Here is a 22,759-nt window from a genome sequence, read left to right on the forward strand (position 1 = left end):
ATCCTCGGGCACGCAGTACCGGCCTCTACTCGCCCAGGGCCGCGAGCTGCTCCGCCTGATGCTCCGCCATCAGCGCGGCGCACAACTCGTTCAGATCGCCGTCCATGATCTGCTCGATCTTGTAGAGCGTCAGGTTGATGCGGTGATCGGTGACGCGGCCCTGAGGAAAGTTGTAGGTGCGGATGCGTTCCGCGCGGTCGCCGCTCCCGATCAGCGACTTGCGGGTAGCGGCCTGCTTGTTCCGCTGTTCCTGCATCTGCTTGTCGCGTATGCGCGCGGCCAGGACGCTCATCGCCTGTGCCTTGTTCTTGTGCTGCGAGCGTCCATCCTGGCATTCGACCACGATACCGGTGGGCAGATGGATCACGCGCACTGCCGAGTCGGTTTTGTTGATGTGCTGCCCGCCCGCTCCCGAAGCCCGGAAGGTGTCGATCCTGAGTTCCGTCGGATTGAGAACCACATCCATGACCTCATCCGCCTCGGGCATGATTGCCACCGTGCACGCCGAGGTATGGATGCGGCCCTGCGTCTCGGTGACGGGTACCCGCTGCACACGATGACCGCCGGATTCGAACTTGAGCCGGGAATAGGCACCCTGCCCGATGACCTTGGCGATGATCTCCTTGTAGCCGCCCGCCTCGGAGGGGCTCTGTGAAATGATCTCGACCTGCCAGTGCTGCAGTTCGGCAAAGCGTGCGTACATGCGGAACAGGTCGCCCGCGAACAGCGCGGATTCGTCCCCGCCGGTGCCGGCACGAATCTCCAGAAAGATGTTGCGCTCATCGTTGGGATCTCGTGGCAGCAGGAGCTTCTGGAGTTCCGCCCCGATCTGGCCCAGCCGTTCCTTGCCTTCGCGGATCTCCGCATCGGCAAACTCGCGCATTTCCGCATCGCCCCCCATCTCCTGTGCCGTGCGGATGTCGCGCTCGCTCTGCAGGTAGGCGCCATAGAGCTCGACCACCGGCGCGATCTCCGAGCGTTCGCGCGCGAGCCTGCGATAGCTGTCGAGGTCGGCAGTCACGGTCTCGCTGCTCAGGAGACGATTCAGTTCTTCCAGGCGCACGCTCAGATGCGTGAGCTTGGCGGCGATGCTCTTGTTCATTCCGGACGATGGAGGTGGTACAGGCGATTGATCAGGTCGACGAGATCGTCGCGCTCTTCGGCCACGGCGTGGTTGAGCGCATAGGAGGGGAGGTGCAGAAACTTGTTGGTCAGCCCGTTGCTCAGGGATTCGAGGATCTTCTGGGGATCCTCCCCCCTGGCGAGCAGCTTTCGAGCGCGCTCCAGTTCATGGCGCCGGTACCGTTCGGCCTGGTCACGCAGCGCGCGGATGGTGGGAACCAGTTCGCGCGATTCCAGCCAGTGCATGAAATTGATGACGTTGGAGTCGATGATCGCCTCGGCCTGGGCAACTGCACCCTGCCGCGAATCCAATCCTTCCTTGATGATGTCGCCCAAGTCATCCACGGAATATAGAAACACGTCGTCCAGTTCCGCCACTTCCGGCTCGACATCCCGCGGCACCGCCAGGTCCACCATGAAAATCGGACGATGCTTGCGCGCCTTGATGGCCCGCTCCACCATACCCTTGCCCAATATCGGCAGCGTGCTCGCAGTACAGGTAACGACGATGTCATGCAGCGCCAGCTGTTCCGGGAGCTCGTTGAGAGTGATGGTCTGTGCGTTATAGCGATGCGCCAGGCTCTGCGCGCGCTCGGTCGTGCGATTCGCTACCGTGATGCGGTTGGGGTGACGTGCGGCAAAATGACTGGCACACAGCTCGATCATCTCCCCGGCACCGATGAACAGTACCCGCTGCTCGCCGATATCACCGAAAATCCGTTCCGCCAGCCGCGTGGCCGCCGCTGCCATGGAGACGGAGCTGGCGCCAATCTCGGTGGAACTGCGAACTTCCTTGGCAACGAAGAAGGTACGCTGGAACAGCTTGTGCAGCAGCATCCCCAGCGTGCCGGCATGCTCGGCGAATCGCACTGCGCTCTTCAGCTGGCCCAGGATTTGCGGCTCGCCCAGCACCATGGAATCCAGTCCGCTGGCCACACGGAAAGCATGCTTGACCGCCTTTTCCCGGGGCAGCTTATAGAGATAGGGCTCAAGCTCGCGTGCCTGCAGGTGATGGAAGTCCGCCAGCCAGCGGGTGGCCTCGTCGGGTTTCTCGGTGTTGCAATAGATCTCGGTACGGTTGCAGGTCGAGACGATGGCCGCCTCCCGCACCGGACGCTGGCCCACGAAATCACGCAGCGCGCCTTCCATCGCCTCTTCCGGAAACGAGACCTGCTCGCGCACATCCAGCGGCGCGGTCTGATGGTTGATGCCGAAAGCAAATAGCTGCATGGCGAGAATGACGTGGGCAACCAGTCAAGCGAAAATTCGTTGATTATAATATTCCAGGTTCCCGAACACCATTCCTTAGAAGGGTTTTGACAAGGAAGAGTTTCCGGTCCACTGAAAAAATATGGGGTTCATCGAAGATTCCCGTGGGGGGCGGCACGGATTTGAGCGAAGAAGTGGCCGCGATATCCATATGTCGGGCAGGATGGGTGAAATGAGATGCAACCCATCACGGCGTTCTCCGAAAAATGATGGGTTACCCTGTGCTCCACCCATCTGTTTCTATTGATTTGCTCCCCACTATTTCGCAACGAACCCGATATATGGGCACCCGGGACAGCTTCCCTTCCCGCCACCCTTTTCCTTCCGGTGTCCGGCATGCTGTCCACGACTCTTCTCGCGCGACGCCGTCACGATTGTTTACATGCAGCTCCGATGCGGGGTGGTGAGCGACGATAACCAATTGTTTAAAAATAAATATCTAGGCAGGCACGGAATCTGCTTGAATCCAGGGGCACCTTGGAACAGACGCCAACGCTCCACGTATCCACACCATAACCATAAATAAAGACAAGGCCGACGCCGATCGGCCTGTCGCTCCCTGGACATGACGAAGAGACACGATCAGGCGGCAGCGGATTCCGACAATCCCCGATCGTACGGAAAGTGCCGTCGGGTAGCGGAAGAGCGGCGGCGGCCGAGCCGACCGGACATCTCCTCTGCCGGAACCGCCACTCCGGCAGGCTGCCGGGACGCGGCGTGAACACCCGGGACGCGGGTCCGCTTTCCGCCTTGTCAGCGGAACATCTCAGCCGCTACTACCGCATCATCTCAGCGGCGATCGGCGTACACGGTTTTCCCGAATTGCTGTCATGGCTGCAGGGCGAGTTGCAGTACTACCTTCCGCACCAAAGACTGATCGTGGCATCGGGCGACTTCGCCTCGCACCGGATAGACCTGGAGGTCATTCCAGCCTTGCCGGGCGCTCCTTCCCGGCCCGCCGACCCACGTCCCCTCTCCACATTTCTGCAAACCCTGCTCCATCGTTGGATCGAAGGCAAAAGGCTGCCGCTTACGCTGGACATCCTGGAAAGCGGGGTCCCCGATTCTCGATCCCCTGCAGACGCCCCCGATTCAGCGGCGCGGATACTGCACGGCGGGCGCTGCCTGCTGATACATGGCATCACCGACAGGCGGTCGAATCGAGACAGTCTGTACGTGATGCTCGGTTCGAAAAGATATTCCCGGCCGGCGTTGAATGCCATGCAGGTGCTTCTTCCTTACCTGGACACGACCCTGCGCCGGGTGGCATCTCCGGTCCCATCGCATGTTCACGATTCCACTTCAGGGGAGTGGGGACTCAGCCGACGCGAACAGGAGATCATGAAGTGGGTAAGGCTGGGCAAGACCAATCTCGAGATCGCCAGCATACTCGGCATCAGCGCCTTCACCGTCAAGAACCACATGCGCCGTATCTTCAAGACTCTCGGCGTGGCCAGCCGGGTGCAGGCCGCCATGAAAATGGCGCCCCCGGAAGAGCGGGGAGAATGACCGGCGCAACGTTCGGATTGGGTTCAGACAACGGGATTCTGCTCATCGGTATAGCCCACCTTTCTCCCTCGGGTTTCATTAGGATAATCAAGGCTATACTTATAAAATGCCGGGCTTGCCAAGCCGTCGAAAGGGGGGATAGAGTACACTCTGTGCATCCGCACGATACAAAAACGAACCTTGATCGGGAGGGTACGACATGAAAGCGCTGCGCACGGGAATCTGCATGCTGGGCCTCGCCTTGGGGGCGGTGGACGCCTCCGCCGGTGATTTTTCATTCACGGGCAACTTCGCTGACGACAATGAAGTACAGCCATTCACGTTCACGGTCGACGACGCGAGTGCCGTCATCATCCTGAGAACGTTGTCCTGGGGGGGCGGCACAAGCGCCGGCGGAAGCGTCGTCTCAGCCGGCGGTTTCGATCCCATCATCACGGTATTCGATGCGCTGGACGGACAAGCGCTGTGGGAAAATGACGACGGCAACCCCCATACCGGCGATTCGGAACTCCGTATCCAGCTGTGGGAAGGCGATTATGTCGTCACGTTGACCCAGTACGACAACTACATCGGCGGCTTCTATCTCTCGGATGGCTTCACCACGACCGGCACCGTCGGCTTCGATGGTCGCAGCCCGCACTGGGCGATCGACATCCTGAACGTTGCCCATGCCGCCAGCGGGGACTCCTATGTCGCCGCGATACCGGAACCGGAAACCTACGCCATGCTTCTCGCCGGCTTGGGACTGCTGGGATGGAAGCACCGCAGCGGGGCCCGCAAGCAAGTGTAGGCTCCGCTTCCGGCGAGCACCCTCTCTCCCCTCCCTAATCCGCTTCACTCTGCCAGGCCGGCCGGAGCACCACTGCTCGATGCCCAGGGCGGTCATCCGCGCTGTGTCGCGGACGCGCCCCCGGCAACCCGGCATTCGAGCGCTCGAACCCTTCCCGCCATCCGCAGTACAATTCCATTCCAAACCAGCCTTCCCACCCGACATCCATGCGGAGAGCCTCACCGGCCGGTGAGGGGGTCGCGCCGGCATGGGAGGCAGGAACTTTGAGTGCGGCACGTACCCAAAGGGGCATGCACGCGTAAGAACGCCCTGATTGCAGGCATTCTGGCCGCGACAGCGGTCCCGCATGCCCCACCCTTTGCACGATCCCAGCCCAGGAGCGAAAGAAAAACCGATGCAGCCAATGACTCAGCGATCCTCCAGCGCAACCTTCGCTCTGCCCGTACGAGCCTATTACCAGGATACCGATGCCGGCGGAGTGGTATATCATGCAACCTACCTCGACTTCTTGGAACGCGCCCGCTATGAGTGGCTGCGAGAACTTGGATTCGACGTGCATGTGCTGATCCGGACATACAAGGCGATTTTCATGATACGCGCGCTCAGTATCGAGTACTTCAAACCGGCCCTGCTGGACGATCTGCTGCAGGTCACGGTGCAGCCCGAGGAACTCGGCAGAAGCCGCATCACGCTGTCGCAGCGAGTCCTGCGCGATGGAGTCATACTGGCGCAGGGCACAGTCCACGCAGTATGCGTGGGTGCCGACACGCTCAAGCCGATGAGCGTACCCCTGCCATTGCGCCAGAAACTGGGAGGCCTCCCGTGAGCGCCCAGGTTACGCAGGACATGTCGTTCCTGCACCTCGTCGGCAGTGCCAGCCTGCCGGTCCAGCTGGTGATGGCGCTGCTGCTGATAGTGTCGTTTCTGTCCTGGTGGGTCATCTTCCGCAAGCTGTTCGTCATCCGGCAGGCCATCCGGCAGAGCGACGAATTCGAAAGCGTGTTCTGGAAAGGCCCCGACCTCAATGCGCTCTTCCAGAGCGCCGCAGCGTCGCGCCATACCGCAGGGAGCATGGAGCGAATCTTCGAGGCGGGGTTTCGTGAATTCATCAAGCACAAGCGTCAGACGGGCATGGACATCGGCACCGTCATGGACGGCACTCGCCGGGCCATGCGTGCCACCTACCAGCGGGAGATGGACCACCTCGAGTCGCACCTGTCCTTTCTGGCGACGGTGGGCTCGGTGAGCCCCTACGTCGGCCTGTTCGGTACCGTGTGGGGCATCATGAATTCCTTCAGGGGCCTGTCCAACGTGACCCAGGCGACCATCGCCCATGTCGCTCCCGGTATCGCGGAGGCATTGATCGCGACCGCGATGGGGCTGTTCGCCGCGATTCCCGCTGTCATTGCCTACAATAGATATGCAAATGACATGGATCGGCTGGCCACCCGCTTCGAAAGTTTCATGGAAGAGCTATCCAACGTGCTGCAGCGCCAGGCTAACGGCTAGCGACGGGCCGGAGAGAAATGCGATGACCCAGCACCGCGCCAGACGTCGCCTGATGAACGAGATCAACGTCGTGCCCTACATCGACGTGATGCTGGTTCTGCTGGTGATCTTCATGATCACGGCGCCTCTCATCAGCCCCGGCCAGATCGAACTGCCGCAGATCGGCAAGTCGCTGGCCCCCCCGGTCGCTCCGCTGGAGGTGATCGTCGGGGCGGACGGCAGCCTGAAGCTGCGCGACCGTAGCGCCTCGGGCGACGCACGCGTCATCGGGCGCGAGGAACTGGCCGAGGCCGTCAAGCGCAAGCAGGCAGAAAATGCTGAGCAGGCGGTGGTGATCGCGGCCGACAGGAACGTGCGCTACGAGGAAGTGACGACCGTGATGGACATCCTGCAGCGGCAACAGGTAAAAAAAGTGGGACTGCTGGCCCGACCGAAATCTTGAGGGAGGCCACGATAGTGCTGGAAACGTCCCGAAGCGGGGAGCCGGGCCGACTCCCGGCGGGATTGCTGGCATTAGGGGTACACATCGCCTTTCTTGCGCTCCTGGTGTTTGGCCTCCAATGGAAAACCCACGAGCCCGAAGCCGTGATGGTGGACTTGTGGAGCCAGCTGCCCCCGCTGGAGCGACCTGCAGCCCCGCCGCAGGCCCAGCCACCCGCTCCCCCGCCGGCCCGGGTGAAACCCCTTCCGCCACAGCCGCAAACGCCCGCCCCTTCCGTGCCGGATATCGCGCTCAAGGAGAAGACCGAGAAACCGAAGCCCGTGGAGAAGAAACCGCCGATACTGGACAACCGGAAGGAAAAGGAATCGAAGGCGCAGAAGGAGAAGGAAAGAGAGCTGAAGGCACAGCAGGCCAGGCTGGATGCCGAAATAGCGCGACTCCAGCGCGAACATGAGAACAGCAGGCCGCTCCGGGAACAGGCGGCGATGCAATCACGCCTGGAAAACGAGGTCGCCGAATACAAGGCGCGAATCCTGGCCAAGATCAAGGGACACATCATCACCCCTGCGGATCTGCCTGGCAATCCGGTGGCGGAATTCGACGTCACCCTGCTGCCCGGGGGCGACATCCTGGATGTCAGGCTGCGCAGGAGCAGCGGCTTTGCCCAGTTCGATGAAGCGGTGGAGCGCGCCATCTTCCTGGCCAAGCCGCTCCCCCTGCCGCCCGATCCGGGACTGTTCCCGAGATTCCGCAACCTGAACCTGAAAGTGCACTACCAGGAGTAGCCGGCTCCGCTGCCTTCCGCCGCCGGGACGCCGGATGAAACATCCTGTCCACTAAGGTATAATTCACGATGTCGTCGCAAGCTTCCCAGGGGTTTTTCATGCAGATGTCGTCGCCTGGACTTTCCCTCCGCATCGGTATCCTTGCGTGCTTTCTGTGGTTGACCGGAACTTCCGCTCACGCGGCGCTCGACATCGAGATCTTCGGCGGGGGCGCAACCCAGATCCCCGTTGCCATCGTCCCCTTCGCTGCGGAGGAGCGCCTGGAGCAGGGCGTCACGCCGATCGTGGCGGCCGACCTGCAGCGCAGCGGCCTGTTCAAGCTGGTCGACCCGGCCGGGCACGCGCCTCATGAACCCGTCGAAGTGGTCTATCCGGATTGGTCGGCACGCGGCACCAGCGCACTGGTCATCGGCAGCACGACGCTTGTTCCAGGCGGCCAGGTCGCCGTGCGCATGACGCTGCTGGACGTCGCGAGGCAGACGCAGCTCGCCAGCTACGCCGAAACCGTCTCCATCGGTCAGATTCGAGCTGCCTCGCACCGCATCGCGGATCTGGTCTACGAGAAGCTGACCGGCGATGCCGGGGTGTTCAGCACCCGTATCGCCTACGTCGTGAAGGAAGGAAAAAAGTACTCGCTGCAGGTGGCGGATGCCGACGGGTTCAATGCCCAGCCGGTCATCGAGTATACCGAGCCGATCATTTCGCCCACATGGTCGCCGGACGGCAGGCAGCTCGCCTACGTATCCTTCGAAAACAAGAAACCGGTGGTGTACGTGCAGACGCTCGCCACGCGTACGCGCAAGGCAGTAGCGAATTTCCGGGGCAGCAACAGTGCCCCGGCCTGGTCCCCGGACGGCCGGCGGCTGGCGGTGGTGCTTTCCCTGATGGGCGGCTCCCAGATTTTTCTGATCAATGCTGACGGCACAGGCCTGCAACGACTGACACAGAGTTCGGGCATCGATACCGAGCCCAGCTTCTCTCCCGACGGCCAGTCGCTCATCTTCACCTCCGACCGCGGCGGCAGTCCCCAGATCTACCGCGTCCGCATCGGGGGACAGGCTTCGGCGACGGCAGAACGGCTCACCTTCGAGGGTACCTACAACGTCAGCCCGGAATTCAGCCCGGACGGTCGCAGCTTCACGTACATCCATCGCAACGGCGACCGGTTCAACGTCGCGATCCAGGATCTGGCGACCGGCCAGGTGAGGCTCCTGACGGACTCCAGGTTCGACGAGTCCCCGAGCTTCGCGCCCAATGGTAAGATCATCCTCTACGCGACCGAGATAAGAGGCCGTGGTATATTATCCGCGGTATCGAGCGACGGCAGGGTCAAGCAGCAACTCTCGACCCAGGCTGGCGATGTCAGGGAACCGGCATGGGGACCTCTGCCCGGGGCGCGGTAATCTTAGAACTTTCACACGTCCAATGACAAAGGAATGAAAATGAAGAACGTACTCGGTTTCATGTTGATCAGCCTGCTGGCGGCATGCGCCAGCCAGACCACGCAACCCACCGCAGAAGTGGAAGACAGGTCCCCGGCCACCCCGTCCGCAACGGACGGCCGTTCTTCCACGGGGGAAGCCGCGCCCACCCTGAACCCGCTCACCGATCCCAGCAACATTCTGTCGACCCGCAGCATCTATTTCGATTTCGACAGCTACGTCGTCAAGGATGAGTACAGATCTCTGGTGCAGGCGCACGCCCAGTACCTCCGGGACAACACCGGCGCCAGGGTGCTGCTGCAGGGCAACACCGACGAACGCGGCAGCCGCGAATACAATCTGGCGCTGGGCCAGCGCCGTGCCGACGCCGTCAGAAAGGCGCTGACGCTCCTGGGTGCACGCGAACCGCAGATCGAGTCTGTCAGCCTGGGAGAGGAAAAGCCCCGGGCAACAGGCCATGACGAATCGTCATGGGCCGAGAACCGCCGTACGGACATCCGCTACCAAGGCGAATGAGGGTGCGGCTGCGCGCTTTCTGGCTGTCGTGGCTGCTCGGCTGCGGCACTCTCCACGCCGGGCTGTTCGACGACGAGGAAGCGCGCAGACAGATCACGGCGCAGCAGGCCTCGATCGAGGCGCTCCGCAGCGAGGGGCGGGCGTTGGAGGTCCGCGCCGCCAAACTCGAGGAAGCGCTCAGCGGTCAATCCCTGCTGAGCCTGCACAACCAGATCGAATCCCTGAGGCTCGACATGAACCGGCTGCAGGGACAGATCGAGGTGCTGGTCAATGAGAGCCAGCTGACGCAGAAGCGGCAAAGGGATTTCTACGTCGACCTGGACAGCCGCCTTCGACGGCTGGAACAGCCTGACGGCCCGGTGGGGCCGGACGCCTCCGGCACACCGGAGACCGGGGCGGGAACCGATGCGCCAGCCGATCCCACTGCGGCCAATACCTCGTCCACCGATGGCGCGACAGCGGAAAACCGCGACTATGAAGCCGCCTACGATCTGTTCAGGAGCGGCCGGTACGACGACGCCATCGTCCGGTTCAGGGAATTCATCAAGGTTCATCCGGAATCCGGCCTCGTGCCGGGCGCGCATTACTGGATCGGCAATGCCTACTATGCCAAGCGCGACTTCAGGAACGCCATCAACACCCAGGAGAAGCTGATCGCGGCCTTTCCAGCCAGCCCCAAGGCGCCCGACGCGATGCTCAACATCGCCAGCAGCCAGCAGGAGATCAACCACAAGACCGCTGCCAAGAAAACCCTGGAGAAGCTGATCGCCGCATATCCGGGCAGCGAAGCGGCGCAGAAAGCCAAGCAGCGGCTGGCCGATCGCAAGTAGCCACAACCGCTTGGGGACAATGGCGCCCACTCCTCATCGGGTCATGTGCCGTGACGGCGATGCCACGCTGCGCGTCAACGAAATTTTCCATTCGCTGCAGGGAGAAACCAGCCGAGCCGGATTGCCGACGGTCTTCGTGCGCCTGACCGGTTGCCCGCTGCGATGCGACTACTGCGATACCGGCTATGCGTTCCACGAGGGGCGCAACCTGACGCTCTCCGCCATCCTGGCCGCCGTCGCAGGCTATGCGCCGCGCTACGTGACGGTCACCGGCGGCGAGCCGCTGGCGCAATCCGCGTGCCCGATGCTGCTCGGCCGGCTGTGCGATGCGGGATACTCGGTTTCACTTGAAACCAGCGGCGCACTCGACATTTCCGGCGTGGATGCACGCGTGTCCAGGATCATGGACATCAAGACGCCCGGATCGGGCGAAGTCGAAAAAAACCGCTGGAGCAACCTCGACCACCTCACCGCACACGACGAGATCAAGTTCGTGCTAAGCGACGAGACGGATTATCGATGGGCCATGCGGATCTTGCGGAAGTACCGGCTGGACCTGATCTGCCCGCTCCTGCTCTCCCCTGTGCACGGCGCGCTCGATCCCGCCACCCTGGCCGCCTGGGTGCTGCGCGACCGCCTCCCGGTACGGGTCCAAATCCAACTCCACAAGCTGCTGTGGGGAGAGGGCCCCGGACGATGAGCCGGGTGCACCGCAAGAAATTCGGGAAGCCTGGTGCATGAACCCTGCCGTGGTGCTGCTGTCGGGGGGCCTGGATTCAGCCACTACCCTCGCCATCGCTCGCGATCTCGGTTACCGGTGCCATGCACTGAGCGTGGACTACGGACAGCGCCACGCAGCGGAGTTGCGGGCGGCGGCTTCGGTGGCGCGGCTCCTGGGTGCATGCGAGCACCGGACCGTCAAAGTCGACCTGGGAGCCTTCGGCGGCTCCGCGCTCACCGACGCGTCGATCCCGCTCCCGCTTGCGGGGCTTCGGAACGGGATTCCCGCCACTTACGTTCCGGCGCGCAACACCATCATGCTGTCGCTGGCCCTGGCCTGGGCGGAGGTGCTGGGAAGCCGGGACATTCTCCTGGGCGTCAATGTCGTGGACTACTCGGGATATCCGGACTGCCGCCCCGAGTATGTGGCGGCTTACCAGCACCTCGCGAATCTGGCCACGCGGTCGGGGATCGAGGGTCGCAGACTCAGCATTCATGCACCGCTCATGCATCTCTCGAAGGCTGAAATCATCCGGCGTGGCTTGGCGCTGGGAGTGGACTACGCCCTGACGATTTCCTGCTACCAGGCGGACGAGACAGGCGCGGCCTGCGGCGCATGCGATGCCTGCCGCCTCCGCCGGGCCGGCTTCGCGGCGGCGCAGGTATCGGATCCCACGCGCTACCGGGCAGGAACGGCGACATGATTCCCTGGCTGTTCCCGGGTTCGGCGTTTCCCTCACCGGATACCGCGCTGGCGGAGCCCAACGGACTCCTGGCAGCGGGAGGCGACCTCTCTCCGCAACGGCTGCTCGCCGCCTATCGCCTGGGAATCTTTCCCTGGTTCAGCGAAGGCGAGCCGATCCTGTGGTGGAGCCCCGACCCCCGCATGGTGCTGTTCCCGGACGAGCTCAGGATCTCCCGCTCCCTGCGAAAGGCGCTGAAGCGGCAGGACTACGAAATCCGCATGGATGGGGCGTTTGAGGAAGTCATGCGCGCCTGCGCCGCGCCACGCAAGGGCCAGACCGGCACGTGGATCCATGATACCATGATCGCAGCCTACGGCACCCTGCACGCGATGGGCATCGCGCATAGCGTCGAAGTCTGGATGGGCGGCGAACTGGTGGGAGGGCTGTACGGCGTTGTCCAGGGCAGTGTATTCTTCGGTGAATCGATGTTTTCCCGGACTGCGAACGCCTCCAAGATCGCCTTGGTGCATCTGGTGCGCCACCTGGAGCACCGGCACGTGCGCATGATCGACTGTCAGATGGCCACGCCGCACCTCGCTTCCCTCGGCGGCCGCGAAATTCCCCGGAAGGCATTTGGCCAGAAGCTGGAAGAATTGGTACACTATCCTGGGCGAGTTGAAAAATGGTGCCTCGATCATGAGCCAGCTGAATGACCTGCCTCTGTCGGTGTTGCAGTTCTATACCACTGCGTCATACCCGTGCAGCTACCTGCCGGAAAGACTGGCACGATCCCAGGTCGCCACACCCAGCCACCTGATCGACACGGATGTCTACGGCGAACTGGTGAAGGCCGGATTTCGCCGCAGTGGCGCCTTCACCTACCGACCCTACTGCGACAGCTGCCGCGCCTGCATTCCGGTGCGCATCGTCGTGGACGAACTGGTTCCCAAGCGCGCCCACCGTCGCTCGTGGAAACGACACCAGACACTGGTCGCAACGCAGCATGACCTGCACTACCATCCCGACCACTATGCGCTCTACCTGCGCTACCAGATGCGGCGCCACTACGGTGGTGGCATGGATCGGGACAGCCGCGAGCAATACCGCCACTTCCTGCTGCCCAGCAACGTCAACTCCAGCCTGATCGAGTTTCACGAAGCGCAGCAGCTACGCATGGTCAGCATCATCGACCGGCTGCCGGATGGTATTTCTTCGGTCTACACCTTCTTCGATCCGGATCTGCCGGGGGCCAGTTTCGGCACCTACAATATCCTGTGGCAGGCGAAGCTGTGCCTTACGCTGGGACTTCCTTATCTCTACCTCGGCTACTGGATCAAGCAAAGCCGTAAAATGGCGTACAAGGCCAATTTCGGAGCCCTGCAGGGCCTGGTGGGCGGGCGCTGGGAACCCCTGTCCGCGCTGCAGGGCTGCAGCGGCTGCAAGTAGCAACTGGATCCAATAGGAAAGACCTCTGCCCTGCGGGCCTACCGCTGAATCCGCCGTATCCCCTCAGCCCGCTTCTCCAATACCGCCGCGCGATCGGCATGGCCGATATCCCGGTACAGTTGCGCCAGATTCTCCAGGCCGGTGGCGACGTTTGGGTGATCCGATCCCCACGATTTCTCGGCAATGGCCAGCGCCCGCCTGAAGAGAGGCTCCGCATGTTCAAACTTGCCCTGATCCCGGTATAGTCCCCCAAGATTGTTCAGGCTCATGGCCACGCGCGGATGATCCACCCCGAAGGCTTTCCGCGCAATGGAAAATGCGCGCTTGTAGAGCGGCTCGGCCTGCGCGTAGCGCGCCTCGGCCTGATGGAGGCGCGCCAGATTGTTCAAACCGACGGCGACGTCGGGGTGGCGCGGCCCCAGAGCGTGCTCCAGAATCGCCAGCGCGCGCTCGAACAGCGGCTCGGCCAGGATGTACCGCCCCTGGGCAAAGTGCAGTTGACCCAGATTGCTCAGGCTGACGGCAACACTGGGGTGCTCGGGTCCCAGGAGCTTCTCGTCGATCGCCAGCGCGCGCTCCAGCAGCGGCTCCGCCTGCGCATACCGGCCTTGCTCCCGGTGCAGGGCGGCGAGATTGTTCAGGCTGGCAGCGGTTTCGGAACTTTCCGGTCCGACCGATTTCTCGAAAATCGCCAGTGCGCGCTCCAGTAGCGGCTCCGCCTGCGCATACCGGCCCTGAAGGCTGTACAGCATGGCCAGGCTGTTCAGGCTGGTGGCAACATCAGGATGATCGGAGGTCCGGGATTGTTCGGCCGCCTGCAGCGCCTTCCTCGCTGCTGAAACGGCCTGCACATACTCCCCCTCCCGATGCAGCCGCTCCACCTCGGCATGAAGCGCCTCCCATTCCACGGCATCGGCAGCGTAACTACCGCACGCCACGAAACCAAGGACGAGAAAAATCATCGAACGCATGCCAACCCGGAAAATAAAGCCAGTGAAATCATGATACCACCCGGAAGGTGGAATGCGGGCCGATGCAATCATGGCGCCGGACATGCATCGACCCGCAAGTCCCGCGCATCGCAGTCAACCGCAAGCCTTCTCCCGGTTCCGGGTTAAAATGGGCCCATGCTCTATACGCTCCTTCGTCCCTTGCTGTTCCAGCTCGACCCCGAAGTGGCCCACCGTCTCACCCTTGGCGCGCTCGATAGCCTTCGCCGGCTGGGCTTGACTGCGGGCGCACCGATCTCCTGCCCGCGACTCAGCGTGATGGGCCTGGATTTTCCCAACCCCGTAGGCCTGGCTGCCGGCCTGGACAAGAACGGCGAATATCTGGATGCCCTGGCCTCGCTGGGCTTCGGCTTCATCGAGATCGGCACCGTCACTCCGCGGGCCCAGCCGGGGAACCCGCGGCCCCGCCTGTTCCGGCTGCCAGCGGCACGAGCCATCATCAATCGCATGGGATTCAACAACCATGGCGTCGACCGCCTCGTGGAAAACGTCGCACGTTCTGCCTACCGCGGCGTCCTCGGGATCAATATCGGCAAGAATTTCGACACGCCGGTGGAACATGCCGCCGCCGACTATCTGGCCTGCCTGGAGAAGGTCTACCGCTGCGCCAGCTATGTCGCCATCAACGTCTCTTCCCCGAATACACCCGGGCTGCGCCAGCTGCAGGATGCCGCGGCGCTGGACCACCTGCTGGGACTGCTGAAGTCGAGGCAGGCGCGGCTTGCGGACGCACACGGCCGCTACACGCCCCTGGTGGTGAAAATCGCACCAGACCTCGAGCCGATGCACATCACCGCCATCGCGGCACTGCTGATGAAGCACCAGATCGACGGTATCACCGCCACCAATACCACTCTTTCACGCACGGGAGTGGAGACGCTGCCGCATGCGGACGAACGGGGCGGCCTCAGCGGCGCGCCGCTGACGACTCGCGCCACCGCGGTCGTGCGCGCCTTGCATCAGGCGCTCCAGGGCGACATTCCCGTCATCGCCGCTGGCGGCATCATGTGCGCAGCCGATGCACACGACAAGATCGAGGCGGGGGCAAGCCTGGTGCAGCTGTACAGCGGCCTGGTCTTCCGCGGCCCCGGCCTGGTGAAGGAAGTGGCACGCGCCGTGTGCACTCCGCGCGCAGCGGGTGTCGCCGACCCGAATCGATGATGGATCGCAGCACGCTCGTTTCACGGATCGACGATATCCTGCCGCAGACGCAGTGCCGGCAGTGCGGCTTCCCCGGCTGCGAGCCCTATGCCGTGGCCATAGCGGAGGGCCGGGCCGGCATCGACCGCTGCCCGCCCGGCGGAGAACAGGGAGTACGCAGGCTGGCGGCGCTTCTGGGCATCTCTCCGCCTCCGCTGGACACCCGCTACGGCATCACGAAACCCCGTATGGTGGCGCTCATCGACGAGTCGGCCTGCATCGGCTGCACCCTCTGCACGCTGGCCTGCCCGGTGGATGCCATCGTGGGTGCGGCCCGGCAGATGCACACCGTGCTCGCTGCCGAGTGCACCGGCTGCGAACTGTGCATTCCGCCGTGTCCGATGGACTGCATCGCCATGCTGCCGCTGGAACCTGTGATCCCGCATGACGAGCGGCACGCCGCGGATCACGCACGTGCACGCCATCACGCCAGGCTGCGCCGGCTCGAAGGCGACAGGTCGGCACAGGGGAAAAGCCCGGCGACGAGCGCCACCCAGGGAACCGCGGCAGCCGATGCCACCATCGGCGATACACGCGCCCTCAAGCGAGCCATCCTGCAGGCTGCGCTGGAGAAAGCAAGATCGGGCAAACCGGACACCTGCGCGTCGCAAACGTCTTCGCAAAGCCATGAGCCCAGCCGCTCTATATGAGATCTTCAGCCGTCTCAAGGCTGCCAATCCCAAGCCCGCCACCGAGCTGGAGTACGGCTCGCCCTTCGAGCTGCTGGTCGCGGTGATGCTCTCCGCCCAAGCTACCGACAGGAGCGTGAATCAGGCCACCCGGGAATTGTTTCCCCTAGCCAATACCCCGGAAAAGATCCTCTTCCTGGGCGAGGCGAGCCTGCGGGAAGCCATCAAGCGTATCGGGCTGTACAAGACCAAGGCAAAGAATATCCTGCTGACCTGTACCCTGCTCATCGAACGCCACGGCGGCAGGGTGCCGCAGACGCGGGAGCAGCTGGAAGCACTGCCCGGTGTGGGACGCAAGACCGCAAACGTGGTATTGAACACTGCATTCGGCCAACCCACCATCGCAGTGGATACCCATATCTTTCGCGTTTCCAACCGTACCGGCATTGCGCCCGGAAAAACCGTGCTGGAAGTCGAACTGAAGCTGCTGGAACGCGTGCCGGAGGCATTCCGCCACGATGCCCACCACTGGCTGATCCTGCACGGCCGCTACGTGTGCGTGGCGAGGAAACCGAGGTGTTCGCTGTGCCTCATCCACGACCTGTGCGAGTATCCGCACAAGGGGCCGATGGCGGATCCGCCGGCCGGCTCATCGCGCGAATGGATGGCCGGAGACCTGGACGAGGTATAGATGTTCGATCCCACGAGAGCCCAGGCACGCCGTTTTTTCTTCGACACCTGGCGCAAGTACCAGCAGCGGGAAGTACTGTCCGCGATGGAAGGCATGGCCTTGGACGTCATCCTGCTGCACCCCGAATACCATGCCCTGCTGGACGACATGGAGCGCTATCAGGACAAGGACTATCTGCCCGAAATGGGCGACACCAACCCCTTCCTGCACATGAGTATGCATCTCGCCATCAGGGAACAGCTGTCGATCGACCAGCCCGCGGGCATACATCAGCGCTTCGAGCGCCAACTGGCCCGCACTGGAGATGCGCACGCCGCCACGCATCGCGTCATGGAATGTCTGGCCGAGATGATCTGGCAGGCGCAACGCAGCCAGTCGTCGTTCGACGCCGGGATCTACTTCGCGTGCCTGGACCGGGGAGGGGAGGAGTAGCGACGGCGCGACCTGGCACGCCGCCGCTGACGGGTGCCCGGCGACAAGGGCAAGGCACCCGGCGCAGCGTTTGCTCAGTACTTGGTTTGCAGGCCCGACTGGGTGGCGTAGTAGGCTGCCAGGTTCTCGATATCCTCCTGGCTCAGCGTCGCGGCCATGCCGGCCATGATGGGGTCCTTGCGCAGTCCAGACTTGTATTCGCTCAGGGATTTCTGGATGTAGCTTGCATGCTGCCCGGCAATTCTGGGAAAGGTCGGGGCCGGACTGTTCCCGTCGGCACCATGACAGGCGGCACAGATCTCGGCCGCCTTCTTCTTGCCGGCCTCGATGTCGCCAGCCATTCCCTGACCGGAAGCCAGGAGCACCGCGCCGCTCATTGCAGCGATCACATAATTTTTCATGGGGCTCTTCCTTGCGTGACGAATCGGTTATTTCCCTGTACCGGCATAGTATGCCGCAAGATCCTCGATATCCTGATCGGATAGCGTGGCCGCGATACCCTTCATGCTGGGGTGGCTGCGGGCATCAGTCTTGTACGCCTGCAGCGCCTTGACCAGGTACTCGGCGTGCTGGCCGCCGATGCGGGGAACATTGTATACCGAGGGATAGGAGGTTCTATAGCCTTCGATGCCATGACAGCCGATGCACATGGCGTTTTTCTGCTTGCCCGCGACCGGGTCGCCGGCCGCATGCGCGGTGCCAGCCAGTGCCAGAACCAAGCCCCATGCAAATATGTTCACTATTGCTGGTAATCTCATAGAGCGCCCTCTTCAAATATAAATGCCACTCTAAACGATGTACCATTTCTGGTCAACGCTTCAAGCAGCAGGTGTATGGAAATCGATTATTGATGCTCTCGAGTTGGAATCGGGTGCCTGGCTTCCAGCTCCTCCCATCGGGTGTAGTGGCTCAACAGCTCTGCCTCGATGATCGCCAAGCGTCCTTGCAGGGCCCGAACCTCATCCGGACAATCGCGGTAGATGGCCGAAGAACACAGCCTGCTTGCGATACCGGCCTGCTCGCGCTCCAATCCCTCTATTTTCGAGGGTAACTCATCAAGTTCACGGCGCTCATTGTACCCCAATTTGACGTGAACGGCTGATTTTTGTGTCTCTCCAGCCGGGAGCGGGGGCGGTTTCCGGGATGGGCGCGCCGAGGGTGCCGCTTTCGTGAGCTCTCTTGCCCGAAACCAGTCCTCGTAACCGCCGACATACTCCCGCAGCAATCCGCCGCCCTCGAAGACGATTACCTGGGTCACCACGTTGTCGAGGAACTCCCGATCATGGCTCACCAAGAACAATGTGCCCGCATAACTCTGCAGCAAGGCCTCGAGCAATTCCAGCGTTTCGATATCCAGATCGTTGGTGGGTTCGTCCAGGATCAGCAGATTCGCCGGACGGGTGAAGAGGCGTGCCAGCAACAAGCGGTTGCGCTCCCCGCCGGACAATGATTTGACCGGAGAGCGCGCCCGTGCCGGTGCGAACAGGAAGTCCTCAAGATAGCTGACGACGTGTTTCTTCGTCCCGTTGATCTCGACGAAATCCGACCCCTGGCTGATTGTCTCGATCAGTGTGGCTTCCTCGTCCAGCTGCTGGCGCAGCTGGTCGAAGTAGGCAACCGTCAGCCGGGCGCCTTGGCGCACGCTGCCGCGATCGGGCTGCAATTCGCCCAGGATCAGCCTGAGCAGGGTGGATTTTCCCGAACCATTCGGACCCAGCAATCCTACACGGTCGCCGCGCAGGATACGGCAGGAGAAGTCTTCGATGACGGGGCTGCCGCCATAGCCCGCGCTGACATGCTCCAGCTCGAGCACCATGCGCCCGGACTTCTCCCCCTCTTCGACGGCCAGACGGAGGGTTCCCGCCCGTTCACGGCGCGCGGCACGCGCCAGGCGCAACGTTTCCAGCCGTCGCAGCCGCCCTTCGTTGCGCGTGCGTCGTGCCTGAATCCCGGTACGGATCCAGATCTCTTCCTGCGCCAGCACCTTGTCGGATTTCCGATGATGGGAGGCCTCGATTTCCAGCAGCTCCGCCTTCCTGCGCTGATATCCCGCAAAATTTTCTGAAAAAGAGATCAGATTGCCCCGATCAAGCTCTACGATACGGGTAGCGACGTTGTTCAGGAAACGCCGATCATGGGAAATGAACAGAATGCTTCCCACGAACTCCCGCAGCAGGCCTTCCAGCCATTCGATCGATACGACGTCCAGATGATTCGTAGGCTCATCCAGCAGCAGCACGTCGGGAGAAGCGACGAGTGCGCGCGCCAGCGCCACCCGCTTGCGCTGTCCTCCGGAAAGCTGTCCGACCCGGGCATCGGCGGGCAGAGCCAGCCTGTCGATCACGGCCTCCACCCGGCCGTGGATGCGCCATCCATCCTCGATCTCCAATTCGGCCTGCAAATCCTGCAGGCGCACCAGCAGCACCTCTGCATCGCCTTCCCCATCGCTCAGCGCATGGGACACCCGGTGATAGTCGAGCAGCGTGCGACTGATTGCACCCAACCCCTTGGACACCTCCTGAAACACACTGAAGTCGGCGTCCAGTTCCGGTTCCTGCGCCACGCTGGCCACCTTCACCCCGGGAGCCTGCCAGATTCTTCCATCGTCGGGCTGGGCGTCTCCGGCCAGCAAATGCAGCAGGCTGGACTTGCCGCTGCCGTTCCTGCCGATCAACCCGATGCGCTCGCCCGCCTCGAGCTGCAAATCCACCCGGTCGAGCAGCGCGTGATGGCCGAAGGCAAGGCTTACCTGGTCAAGAACGAGGAGGGGCATGGCGCACGATACGACGTCGGCGGAAGGCAGGGATGGGGCGCAATTCTGCCACGTTCGGCCTGCCGTGGCAAAGCAGGGGCAATCAAGAATCGGGCAGGGAGCTCTGCCAGGTGTCATCCCGCGGTCGTGCCCGCTGAATCGCCTGCAGCGCGTCACACCATCCTTCGCACGCATTGCGTCCGGGCTGATGCCGCCAGGTATTCAACCATCCCTTGCACCACGCGTAAAAACCGAAAAACCGGAGAATGCGCCGCCGCTGCGCCGCATCCGGACGGCGGACACCGCAGATCAGCTTATCATCCGACATGCCCCGATCCGTCAGGATGACGGCTCCCCACGCCCGGACCCTGATCCGCATCCCGTAGGACAGCCGCGGGCCCAGCACCAGCGCATCCAGGAGATCTCCCTCGCGGCCCACATGGCTCGGAACCGAACCGTAATTGTAGGGACAGGGAAGCGGCGAGACGAAGTCCAGCTTGCCGGCGGGGCCACGCTTCAGGAAGCTGCCCCGCGGCACTTCGATCACCACCTCCACCATGGGAAACTCAGTGGAGGCCCGGGTGCCATTCACCCCGCCCTCCGTTTCCAGGCACGCGCGGGCATGTCGCCGGACTTCTGCCCCAGCCTCGATCTCAATCCGCCTGATTCTCATCCTCCTGATATCTCTCCACCAGCAACGTGTGCAGTCGGCGGCTATCGGCGCGTAGCACGACGAACCGGAAGCCGCCGATCACGACCGATTCTCCCCGCTTGGGAAGACGCCCGAATTGATGCAGTATCAGGCCCCCGATGGTGTCGTAGTCCGCGTCGCTCAACGCCGCTCCCAGCCTTTCGTTGAAATCGGGGATCTCGGTCACCGCCTTGACGCGGTAGCGGCCGCTGGAATTCGGCACGATGCTGTCCTCGGCTTCGTCGAAATCGTGCTCGTCCTCGATATCGCCGACGATCTGCTCCAGCACGTCCTCGATGGTGATCAGTCCCGCCACCCCGCCGTACTCGTCGACCACGATGGCAACATGATTGCGGCTGCTGCGGAAATCCCGCAACAGCACGTTGAGCCGTTTGGATTCGGGTATGAACACCACGGGCCGCAGAATCTCGCGCATGTTCAGCGGCTCCTCTCCCGCATAGTAGCGCAGCAGGTCCTTCGCCAGCAGGATCCCGATCACGTTGTTCTTATCGCCCTCGACGACGGGAAAGCGGGAATGGGCGATCTCGATGATCGAGGGAATGAATTTCCCCGGGGGATCGTTGATGTCGATCGTGTCCATCTGCGAACGCGGCACCATGATGTCCCGGGCCTGCATTTCCGAAAGCTGGATCGTCCCCTCGATCATCCCCAGGGCATCGGCATCCAGCAGGTTGCGCCGGTAGGCGGCCTGCAGGAGCGCCGCAAGCCGTTCCCTGTCCCTCGGTTCCCCCAGCGCCACGGCACGGAGACGCTCCAGCCACGAGGGTTTGGGAGGATCATCCATGCCGGGAGGCCGATGAACCGGATTCAGCGTACTTCTTCATAAGGGTGCCCGTACCCCAGCCCGGTGACGATCTCGACTTCCAGCCGTTCCATGATCCGCGCCTCGGCATCCTCTTCGTGATCGTAGCCCTGCAGATGGAGGATGCCGTGCACGGTGAGATGGGCGTAGTGCGCCATCGGATCCTTGCCCTGGCGACGGGCCTCCTCCGCTATCACCGGTGCGCACAGGACGATGTCCCCGCACAGGGGATGCGTGTCGTCATAGATGAAGGTCAGCACGTTGGTTGCGTGATCCCCCCCCCGGAAATCGCGATTGAGCGCGTACCCCTCGGGGCGATCCACGACACGCAGCGCGACCTCGGCATCCCGCAGCAGTGCCGCCTCCACCCATGCGCGGAACTGCGCACGAGTGGGGACGTCGTCCGCCAAGGTGGCGTACTGCGTCGCAAGCTTCAGGCGCACCTGGCGGGCATCCGGCTTGCGGTCGGGTTCGGCGCTACAACTGTTTTTCATGTTGCGCGTATGCATTGACGATGCTCTGCACCAGGGGGTGGCGCACCACATCATCGGCTCCGAAGTGGGAGAAGGCGATACCGCGCACCTTGCCGAGGATCCGCTCGGCGTCCACCAGCCCGCTTTTCTGATGCCGGGCCAGGTCGATCTGGGTGACGTCGCCCGTCACCACCGCCTTGGAACCAAATCCGATCCGGGTGAGGAACATCTTCATCTGTTCCGGCGTCGTATTCTGGGCCTCGTCGAGAATGATGAACGACTTGTTCAGCGTGCGCCCGCGCATGAAGGCGAGCGGCGCAATCTCGATCGTGCTGCGCTCGAACTGCTTGCTGGTTCTGTCCAGTCCCATCAGATCGTAAAGTGCGTCATAAAGTGGACGCAGATAGGGGTCCACCTTCTGCACCAGGTCCCCCGGGAGGAAGCCCAGGCGCTCGCCCGCTTCCACTGCTGGACGCACCAGGATGATGCGCGCCACCATGTCGCGCTCGAGCGCATCGACTGCGCTCGCCACGGCGAGATAGGTCTTGCCGGTGCCCGCCGGGCCGATGGCGAACGTGATGTCGTGCTGCTGGATGTGCTGCAGGTATTCCACCTGCCGGGGCGTGCGGCCGCGCAGGTCGCCGCGTCGGGTCAGCAGTGCCGGCATGACCGGCGCCTTTTCATCGGTATCGGCTGCCGGCTTCACCGCATGGGCGTTCAGCGCCTCGATCAGGCCCAGCTGGATCTGCTCGATATCGAGGTGCTGCTGCGCCTGGTCGTAGAAATTCTGCAGCATCTCCGCTGCCAGCCGGCTCCTCGCGGGCTGGCCTCGCACGGCGAACCGTTCTCCCCGGCGCGCGATGACGACGTCTAGGGCCGTCTCGATCTGTTTGAGATTCTCGTCGAGGACACCGCACAGATTGGCGAGGCGCTGATTGTCGGCCGGAGAAAACGAAATTTCGACGGGCTGGAGCTTCAAGATTCAATCCGAC

The 22,759-nt window shown here is 62.8% G+C and carries 27 protein-coding genes; 17 read left to right on the forward strand and 10 right to left on the reverse strand.

Features of this window, described 5'->3' with window-relative positions; translation table 11 throughout:
* Positions 1-25 precede the first annotated feature (25 nt).
* Positions 26-1,102: a peptide chain release factor 1 gene (gene prfA / locus BT108_RS07830; RefSeq protein WP_072293985.1), complete on the reverse strand. Its 1,077-nt coding sequence runs from the start codon at positions 1,100-1,102 to the stop codon at positions 26-28.
* Positions 1,099-2,352 carry a glutamyl-tRNA reductase gene (gene hemA / locus BT108_RS07835; RefSeq protein WP_072293986.1) on the reverse strand — a complete coding sequence of 418 codons (1,254 nt, stop codon included), beginning with the start codon at positions 2,350-2,352 and terminating at the stop codon, positions 1,099-1,101. Before hemA ends, prfA begins: the two co-directional genes overlap by 4 nt.
* Positions 2,353-3,108: 756 nt before the next feature.
* Here hemA and epsA point away from each other — a divergent pair.
* The 13 genes from epsA (at position 3,109) to BT108_RS07900 (ending at position 13,066) form a co-directional block, all read left to right on the forward strand.
* Complete coding sequence (gene epsA / locus BT108_RS07840) at positions 3,109-3,900, forward strand: XrtB/PEP-CTERM-associated transcriptional regulator EpsA (RefSeq protein ID WP_072293987.1); 792 nt, start codon at positions 3,109-3,111, stop codon at positions 3,898-3,900.
* Between the two features lie 199 nt (positions 3,901-4,099).
* Complete coding sequence (locus tag BT108_RS14165; protein WP_072293988.1) at positions 4,100-4,690, forward strand: DVUA0089 family protein; 591 nt, start codon at positions 4,100-4,102, stop codon at positions 4,688-4,690.
* Positions 4,691-5,093: 403 nt separating this feature from the next.
* Complete coding sequence (gene ybgC / locus BT108_RS07850; RefSeq protein ID WP_072293989.1) at positions 5,094-5,516, forward strand: tol-pal system-associated acyl-CoA thioesterase; 423 nt, start codon at positions 5,094-5,096, stop codon at positions 5,514-5,516.
* Positions 5,513-6,199 carry a protein TolQ gene (gene tolQ, locus BT108_RS07855; RefSeq protein WP_072293990.1) on the forward strand — a complete coding sequence of 229 codons (687 nt, stop codon included), beginning with the start codon at positions 5,513-5,515 and terminating at the stop codon, positions 6,197-6,199. Before ybgC ends, tolQ begins: the two co-directional genes overlap by 4 nt.
* Positions 6,200-6,221: 22 nt before the next feature.
* Positions 6,222-6,641, forward strand: coding sequence for a protein TolR (gene tolR, locus BT108_RS07860; protein ID WP_072293991.1), 420 nt, complete (start codon positions 6,222-6,224; stop codon positions 6,639-6,641).
* Positions 6,642-6,655: 14 nt separating this feature from the next.
* A complete protein-coding gene (tolA, locus tag BT108_RS07865; protein WP_255369660.1) occupies positions 6,656-7,426 on the forward strand; it encodes a cell envelope integrity protein TolA in 771 nt (256 codons plus the stop codon).
* A gap of 98 nt (positions 7,427-7,524) precedes the next feature.
* Complete coding sequence (tolB, locus tag BT108_RS07870) at positions 7,525-8,829, forward strand: Tol-Pal system beta propeller repeat protein TolB (RefSeq protein ID WP_083566316.1); 1,305 nt, start codon at positions 7,525-7,527, stop codon at positions 8,827-8,829.
* Between the two features lie 39 nt (positions 8,830-8,868).
* A complete protein-coding gene (pal, locus tag BT108_RS07875; RefSeq protein ID WP_072293992.1) occupies positions 8,869-9,384 on the forward strand; it encodes a peptidoglycan-associated lipoprotein Pal in 516 nt (171 codons plus the stop codon).
* Positions 9,381-10,214, forward strand: a complete 834-nt coding sequence (gene ybgF, locus BT108_RS07880; RefSeq protein ID WP_255369661.1) for a tol-pal system protein YbgF — start codon at positions 9,381-9,383, stop codon at positions 10,212-10,214. The genes pal and ybgF overlap by 4 nt, the downstream gene beginning before the upstream one ends.
* 19 nt (positions 10,215-10,233) lie before the next feature.
* A complete protein-coding gene (gene queE / locus BT108_RS07885) occupies positions 10,234-10,914 on the forward strand; it encodes a 7-carboxy-7-deazaguanine synthase QueE (protein WP_255369662.1) in 681 nt (226 codons plus the stop codon).
* Positions 10,915-10,951: 37 nt separating this feature from the next.
* Positions 10,952-11,638 carry a 7-cyano-7-deazaguanine synthase QueC gene (gene queC, locus BT108_RS07890; protein ID WP_072293994.1) on the forward strand — a complete coding sequence of 229 codons (687 nt, stop codon included), beginning with the start codon at positions 10,952-10,954 and terminating at the stop codon, positions 11,636-11,638.
* Positions 11,635-12,333 carry a leucyl/phenylalanyl-tRNA--protein transferase gene (gene aat, locus BT108_RS07895; RefSeq protein ID WP_072293995.1) on the forward strand — a complete coding sequence of 233 codons (699 nt, stop codon included), beginning with the start codon at positions 11,635-11,637 and terminating at the stop codon, positions 12,331-12,333. The genes queC and aat overlap by 4 nt, the downstream gene beginning before the upstream one ends.
* Positions 12,317-13,066, forward strand: coding sequence for an arginyltransferase (locus BT108_RS07900; RefSeq protein WP_072293996.1), 750 nt, complete (start codon positions 12,317-12,319; stop codon positions 13,064-13,066). The genes aat and BT108_RS07900 overlap by 17 nt, the downstream gene beginning before the upstream one ends.
* Before the next feature lie 38 nt (positions 13,067-13,104).
* On the opposite strand, the gene BT108_RS07905 is transcribed toward BT108_RS07900, so the two are convergent.
* Positions 13,105-14,028, reverse strand: a complete 924-nt coding sequence (locus tag BT108_RS07905) for a tetratricopeptide repeat protein (protein ID WP_255369663.1) — start codon at positions 14,026-14,028, stop codon at positions 13,105-13,107.
* A gap of 165 nt (positions 14,029-14,193) precedes the next feature.
* Between BT108_RS07905 and BT108_RS07910 the strand changes: the two genes are divergently transcribed.
* The 4 genes from BT108_RS07910 to BT108_RS07925 are packed head-to-tail and all read left to right on the forward strand — an operon-like array spanning position 14,194 to position 17,028.
* Complete coding sequence (locus BT108_RS07910) at positions 14,194-15,237, forward strand: quinone-dependent dihydroorotate dehydrogenase (protein WP_072293998.1); 1,044 nt, start codon at positions 14,194-14,196, stop codon at positions 15,235-15,237.
* A complete protein-coding gene (locus BT108_RS07915) occupies positions 15,234-15,926 on the forward strand; it encodes an RnfABCDGE type electron transport complex subunit B (RefSeq protein WP_072293999.1) in 693 nt (230 codons plus the stop codon). The genes BT108_RS07910 and BT108_RS07915 overlap by 4 nt, the downstream gene beginning before the upstream one ends.
* Entirely contained in the window at positions 15,904-16,596 is a 693-nt protein-coding gene (gene nth / locus BT108_RS07920; RefSeq protein ID WP_072294000.1) for an endonuclease III, read from the forward strand. Before BT108_RS07915 ends, nth begins: the two co-directional genes overlap by 23 nt.
* A complete protein-coding gene (locus BT108_RS07925) occupies positions 16,597-17,028 on the forward strand; it encodes a DUF1841 family protein (protein WP_072294001.1) in 432 nt (143 codons plus the stop codon). It abuts the gene before it with no gap.
* A 74-nt stretch (positions 17,029-17,102) separates the two neighbouring features.
* Here BT108_RS07925 and BT108_RS07930 read toward each other — a convergent pair whose 3' ends face one another.
* The 7 genes from BT108_RS07930 to BT108_RS07960 form a co-directional block, all read right to left on the reverse strand.
* Positions 17,103-17,429 (reverse strand): c-type cytochrome, encoded by a 327-nt coding sequence (locus BT108_RS07930; RefSeq protein WP_072294002.1) that lies wholly within the window; start codon positions 17,427-17,429, stop codon positions 17,103-17,105.
* Between the two features lie 27 nt (positions 17,430-17,456).
* Positions 17,457-17,786 carry a c-type cytochrome gene (locus BT108_RS07935; protein WP_072294003.1) on the reverse strand — a complete coding sequence of 110 codons (330 nt, stop codon included), beginning with the start codon at positions 17,784-17,786 and terminating at the stop codon, positions 17,457-17,459.
* 86 nt (positions 17,787-17,872) lie between these two features.
* A complete protein-coding gene (locus BT108_RS07940) occupies positions 17,873-19,801 on the reverse strand; it encodes an ATP-binding cassette domain-containing protein (RefSeq protein WP_072294004.1) in 1,929 nt (642 codons plus the stop codon).
* 82 nt (positions 19,802-19,883) lie between these two features.
* Complete coding sequence (locus BT108_RS07945) at positions 19,884-20,372, reverse strand: inorganic diphosphatase (protein ID WP_255369664.1); 489 nt, start codon at positions 20,370-20,372, stop codon at positions 19,884-19,886.
* A gap of 61 nt (positions 20,373-20,433) precedes the next feature.
* Positions 20,434-21,276 (reverse strand): HlyC/CorC family transporter, encoded by an 843-nt coding sequence (locus tag BT108_RS07950; RefSeq protein WP_072294006.1) that lies wholly within the window; start codon positions 21,274-21,276, stop codon positions 20,434-20,436.
* A gap of 23 nt (positions 21,277-21,299) precedes the next feature.
* Positions 21,300-21,788, reverse strand: a complete 489-nt coding sequence (ybeY, locus tag BT108_RS07955) for an rRNA maturation RNase YbeY (RefSeq protein WP_072294044.1) — start codon at positions 21,786-21,788, stop codon at positions 21,300-21,302.
* The gene (locus tag BT108_RS07960) at positions 21,772-22,746 is read right to left on the reverse strand and encodes a PhoH family protein (protein ID WP_072294007.1); all 975 of its coding nucleotides are present in this window, start codon (positions 22,744-22,746) and stop codon (positions 21,772-21,774) included. Before BT108_RS07960 ends, ybeY begins: the two co-directional genes overlap by 17 nt.
* Between the last annotated feature and the right edge of the window lie 13 nt (positions 22,747-22,759).

The sequence above is a fragment of the Nitrosovibrio sp. Nv17 genome (assembly GCF_900119085.1).
Lineage (GTDB): Bacteria > Pseudomonadota > Gammaproteobacteria > Burkholderiales > Nitrosomonadaceae > Nitrosospira.

Coding starts and splice junctions, on each gene's coding strand:
- prfA (WP_072293985.1), bottom strand. CDS start 1,102: ATGAACAAGAGCATCGCCGCCAAGCTCACGCATCTGAGCGTGCGCCTG.
- hemA (WP_072293986.1), bottom strand. CDS start 2,352: ATGCAGCTATTTGCTTTCGGCATCAACCATCAGACCGCGCCGCTGGAT.
- BT108_RS14165 (WP_072293988.1), top strand. CDS start 4,100: ATGAAAGCGCTGCGCACGGGAATCTGCATGCTGGGCCTCGCCTTGGGG.
- ybgC (WP_072293989.1), top strand. CDS start 5,094: ATGACTCAGCGATCCTCCAGCGCAACCTTCGCTCTGCCCGTACGAGCC.
- tolR (WP_072293991.1), top strand. CDS start 6,222: ATGACCCAGCACCGCGCCAGACGTCGCCTGATGAACGAGATCAACGTC.
- tolB (WP_083566316.1), top strand. CDS start 7,525: ATGCAGATGTCGTCGCCTGGACTTTCCCTCCGCATCGGTATCCTTGCG.
- pal (WP_072293992.1), top strand. CDS start 8,869: ATGAAGAACGTACTCGGTTTCATGTTGATCAGCCTGCTGGCGGCATGC.
- ybgF (WP_255369661.1), top strand. CDS start 9,381: ATGAGGGTGCGGCTGCGCGCTTTCTGGCTGTCGTGGCTGCTCGGCTGC.
- queE (WP_255369662.1), top strand. CDS start 10,234: ATGGCGCCCACTCCTCATCGGGTCATGTGCCGTGACGGCGATGCCACG.
- queC (WP_072293994.1), top strand. CDS start 10,952: ATGAACCCTGCCGTGGTGCTGCTGTCGGGGGGCCTGGATTCAGCCACT.
- aat (WP_072293995.1), top strand. CDS start 11,635: ATGATTCCCTGGCTGTTCCCGGGTTCGGCGTTTCCCTCACCGGATACC.
- BT108_RS07900 (WP_072293996.1), top strand. CDS start 12,317: ATGAGCCAGCTGAATGACCTGCCTCTGTCGGTGTTGCAGTTCTATACC.
- BT108_RS07905 (WP_255369663.1), bottom strand. CDS start 14,028: ATGATTTTTCTCGTCCTTGGTTTCGTGGCGTGCGGTAGTTACGCTGCC.
- BT108_RS07910 (WP_072293998.1), top strand. CDS start 14,194: ATGCTCTATACGCTCCTTCGTCCCTTGCTGTTCCAGCTCGACCCCGAA.
- BT108_RS07915 (WP_072293999.1), top strand. CDS start 15,234: ATGATGGATCGCAGCACGCTCGTTTCACGGATCGACGATATCCTGCCG.
- nth (WP_072294000.1), top strand. CDS start 15,904: ATGAGCCCAGCCGCTCTATATGAGATCTTCAGCCGTCTCAAGGCTGCC.
- BT108_RS07925 (WP_072294001.1), top strand. CDS start 16,597: ATGTTCGATCCCACGAGAGCCCAGGCACGCCGTTTTTTCTTCGACACC.
- BT108_RS07930 (WP_072294002.1), bottom strand. CDS start 17,429: ATGAAAAATTATGTGATCGCTGCAATGAGCGGCGCGGTGCTCCTGGCT.
- BT108_RS07935 (WP_072294003.1), bottom strand. CDS start 17,786: ATGAGATTACCAGCAATAGTGAACATATTTGCATGGGGCTTGGTTCTG.
- BT108_RS07940 (WP_072294004.1), bottom strand. CDS start 19,801: ATGCCCCTCCTCGTTCTTGACCAGGTAAGCCTTGCCTTCGGCCATCAC.
- BT108_RS07950 (WP_072294006.1), bottom strand. CDS start 21,276: ATGGATGATCCTCCCAAACCCTCGTGGCTGGAGCGTCTCCGTGCCGTG.
- ybeY (WP_072294044.1), bottom strand. CDS start 21,788: ATGAAAAACAGTTGTAGCGCCGAACCCGACCGCAAGCCGGATGCCCGC.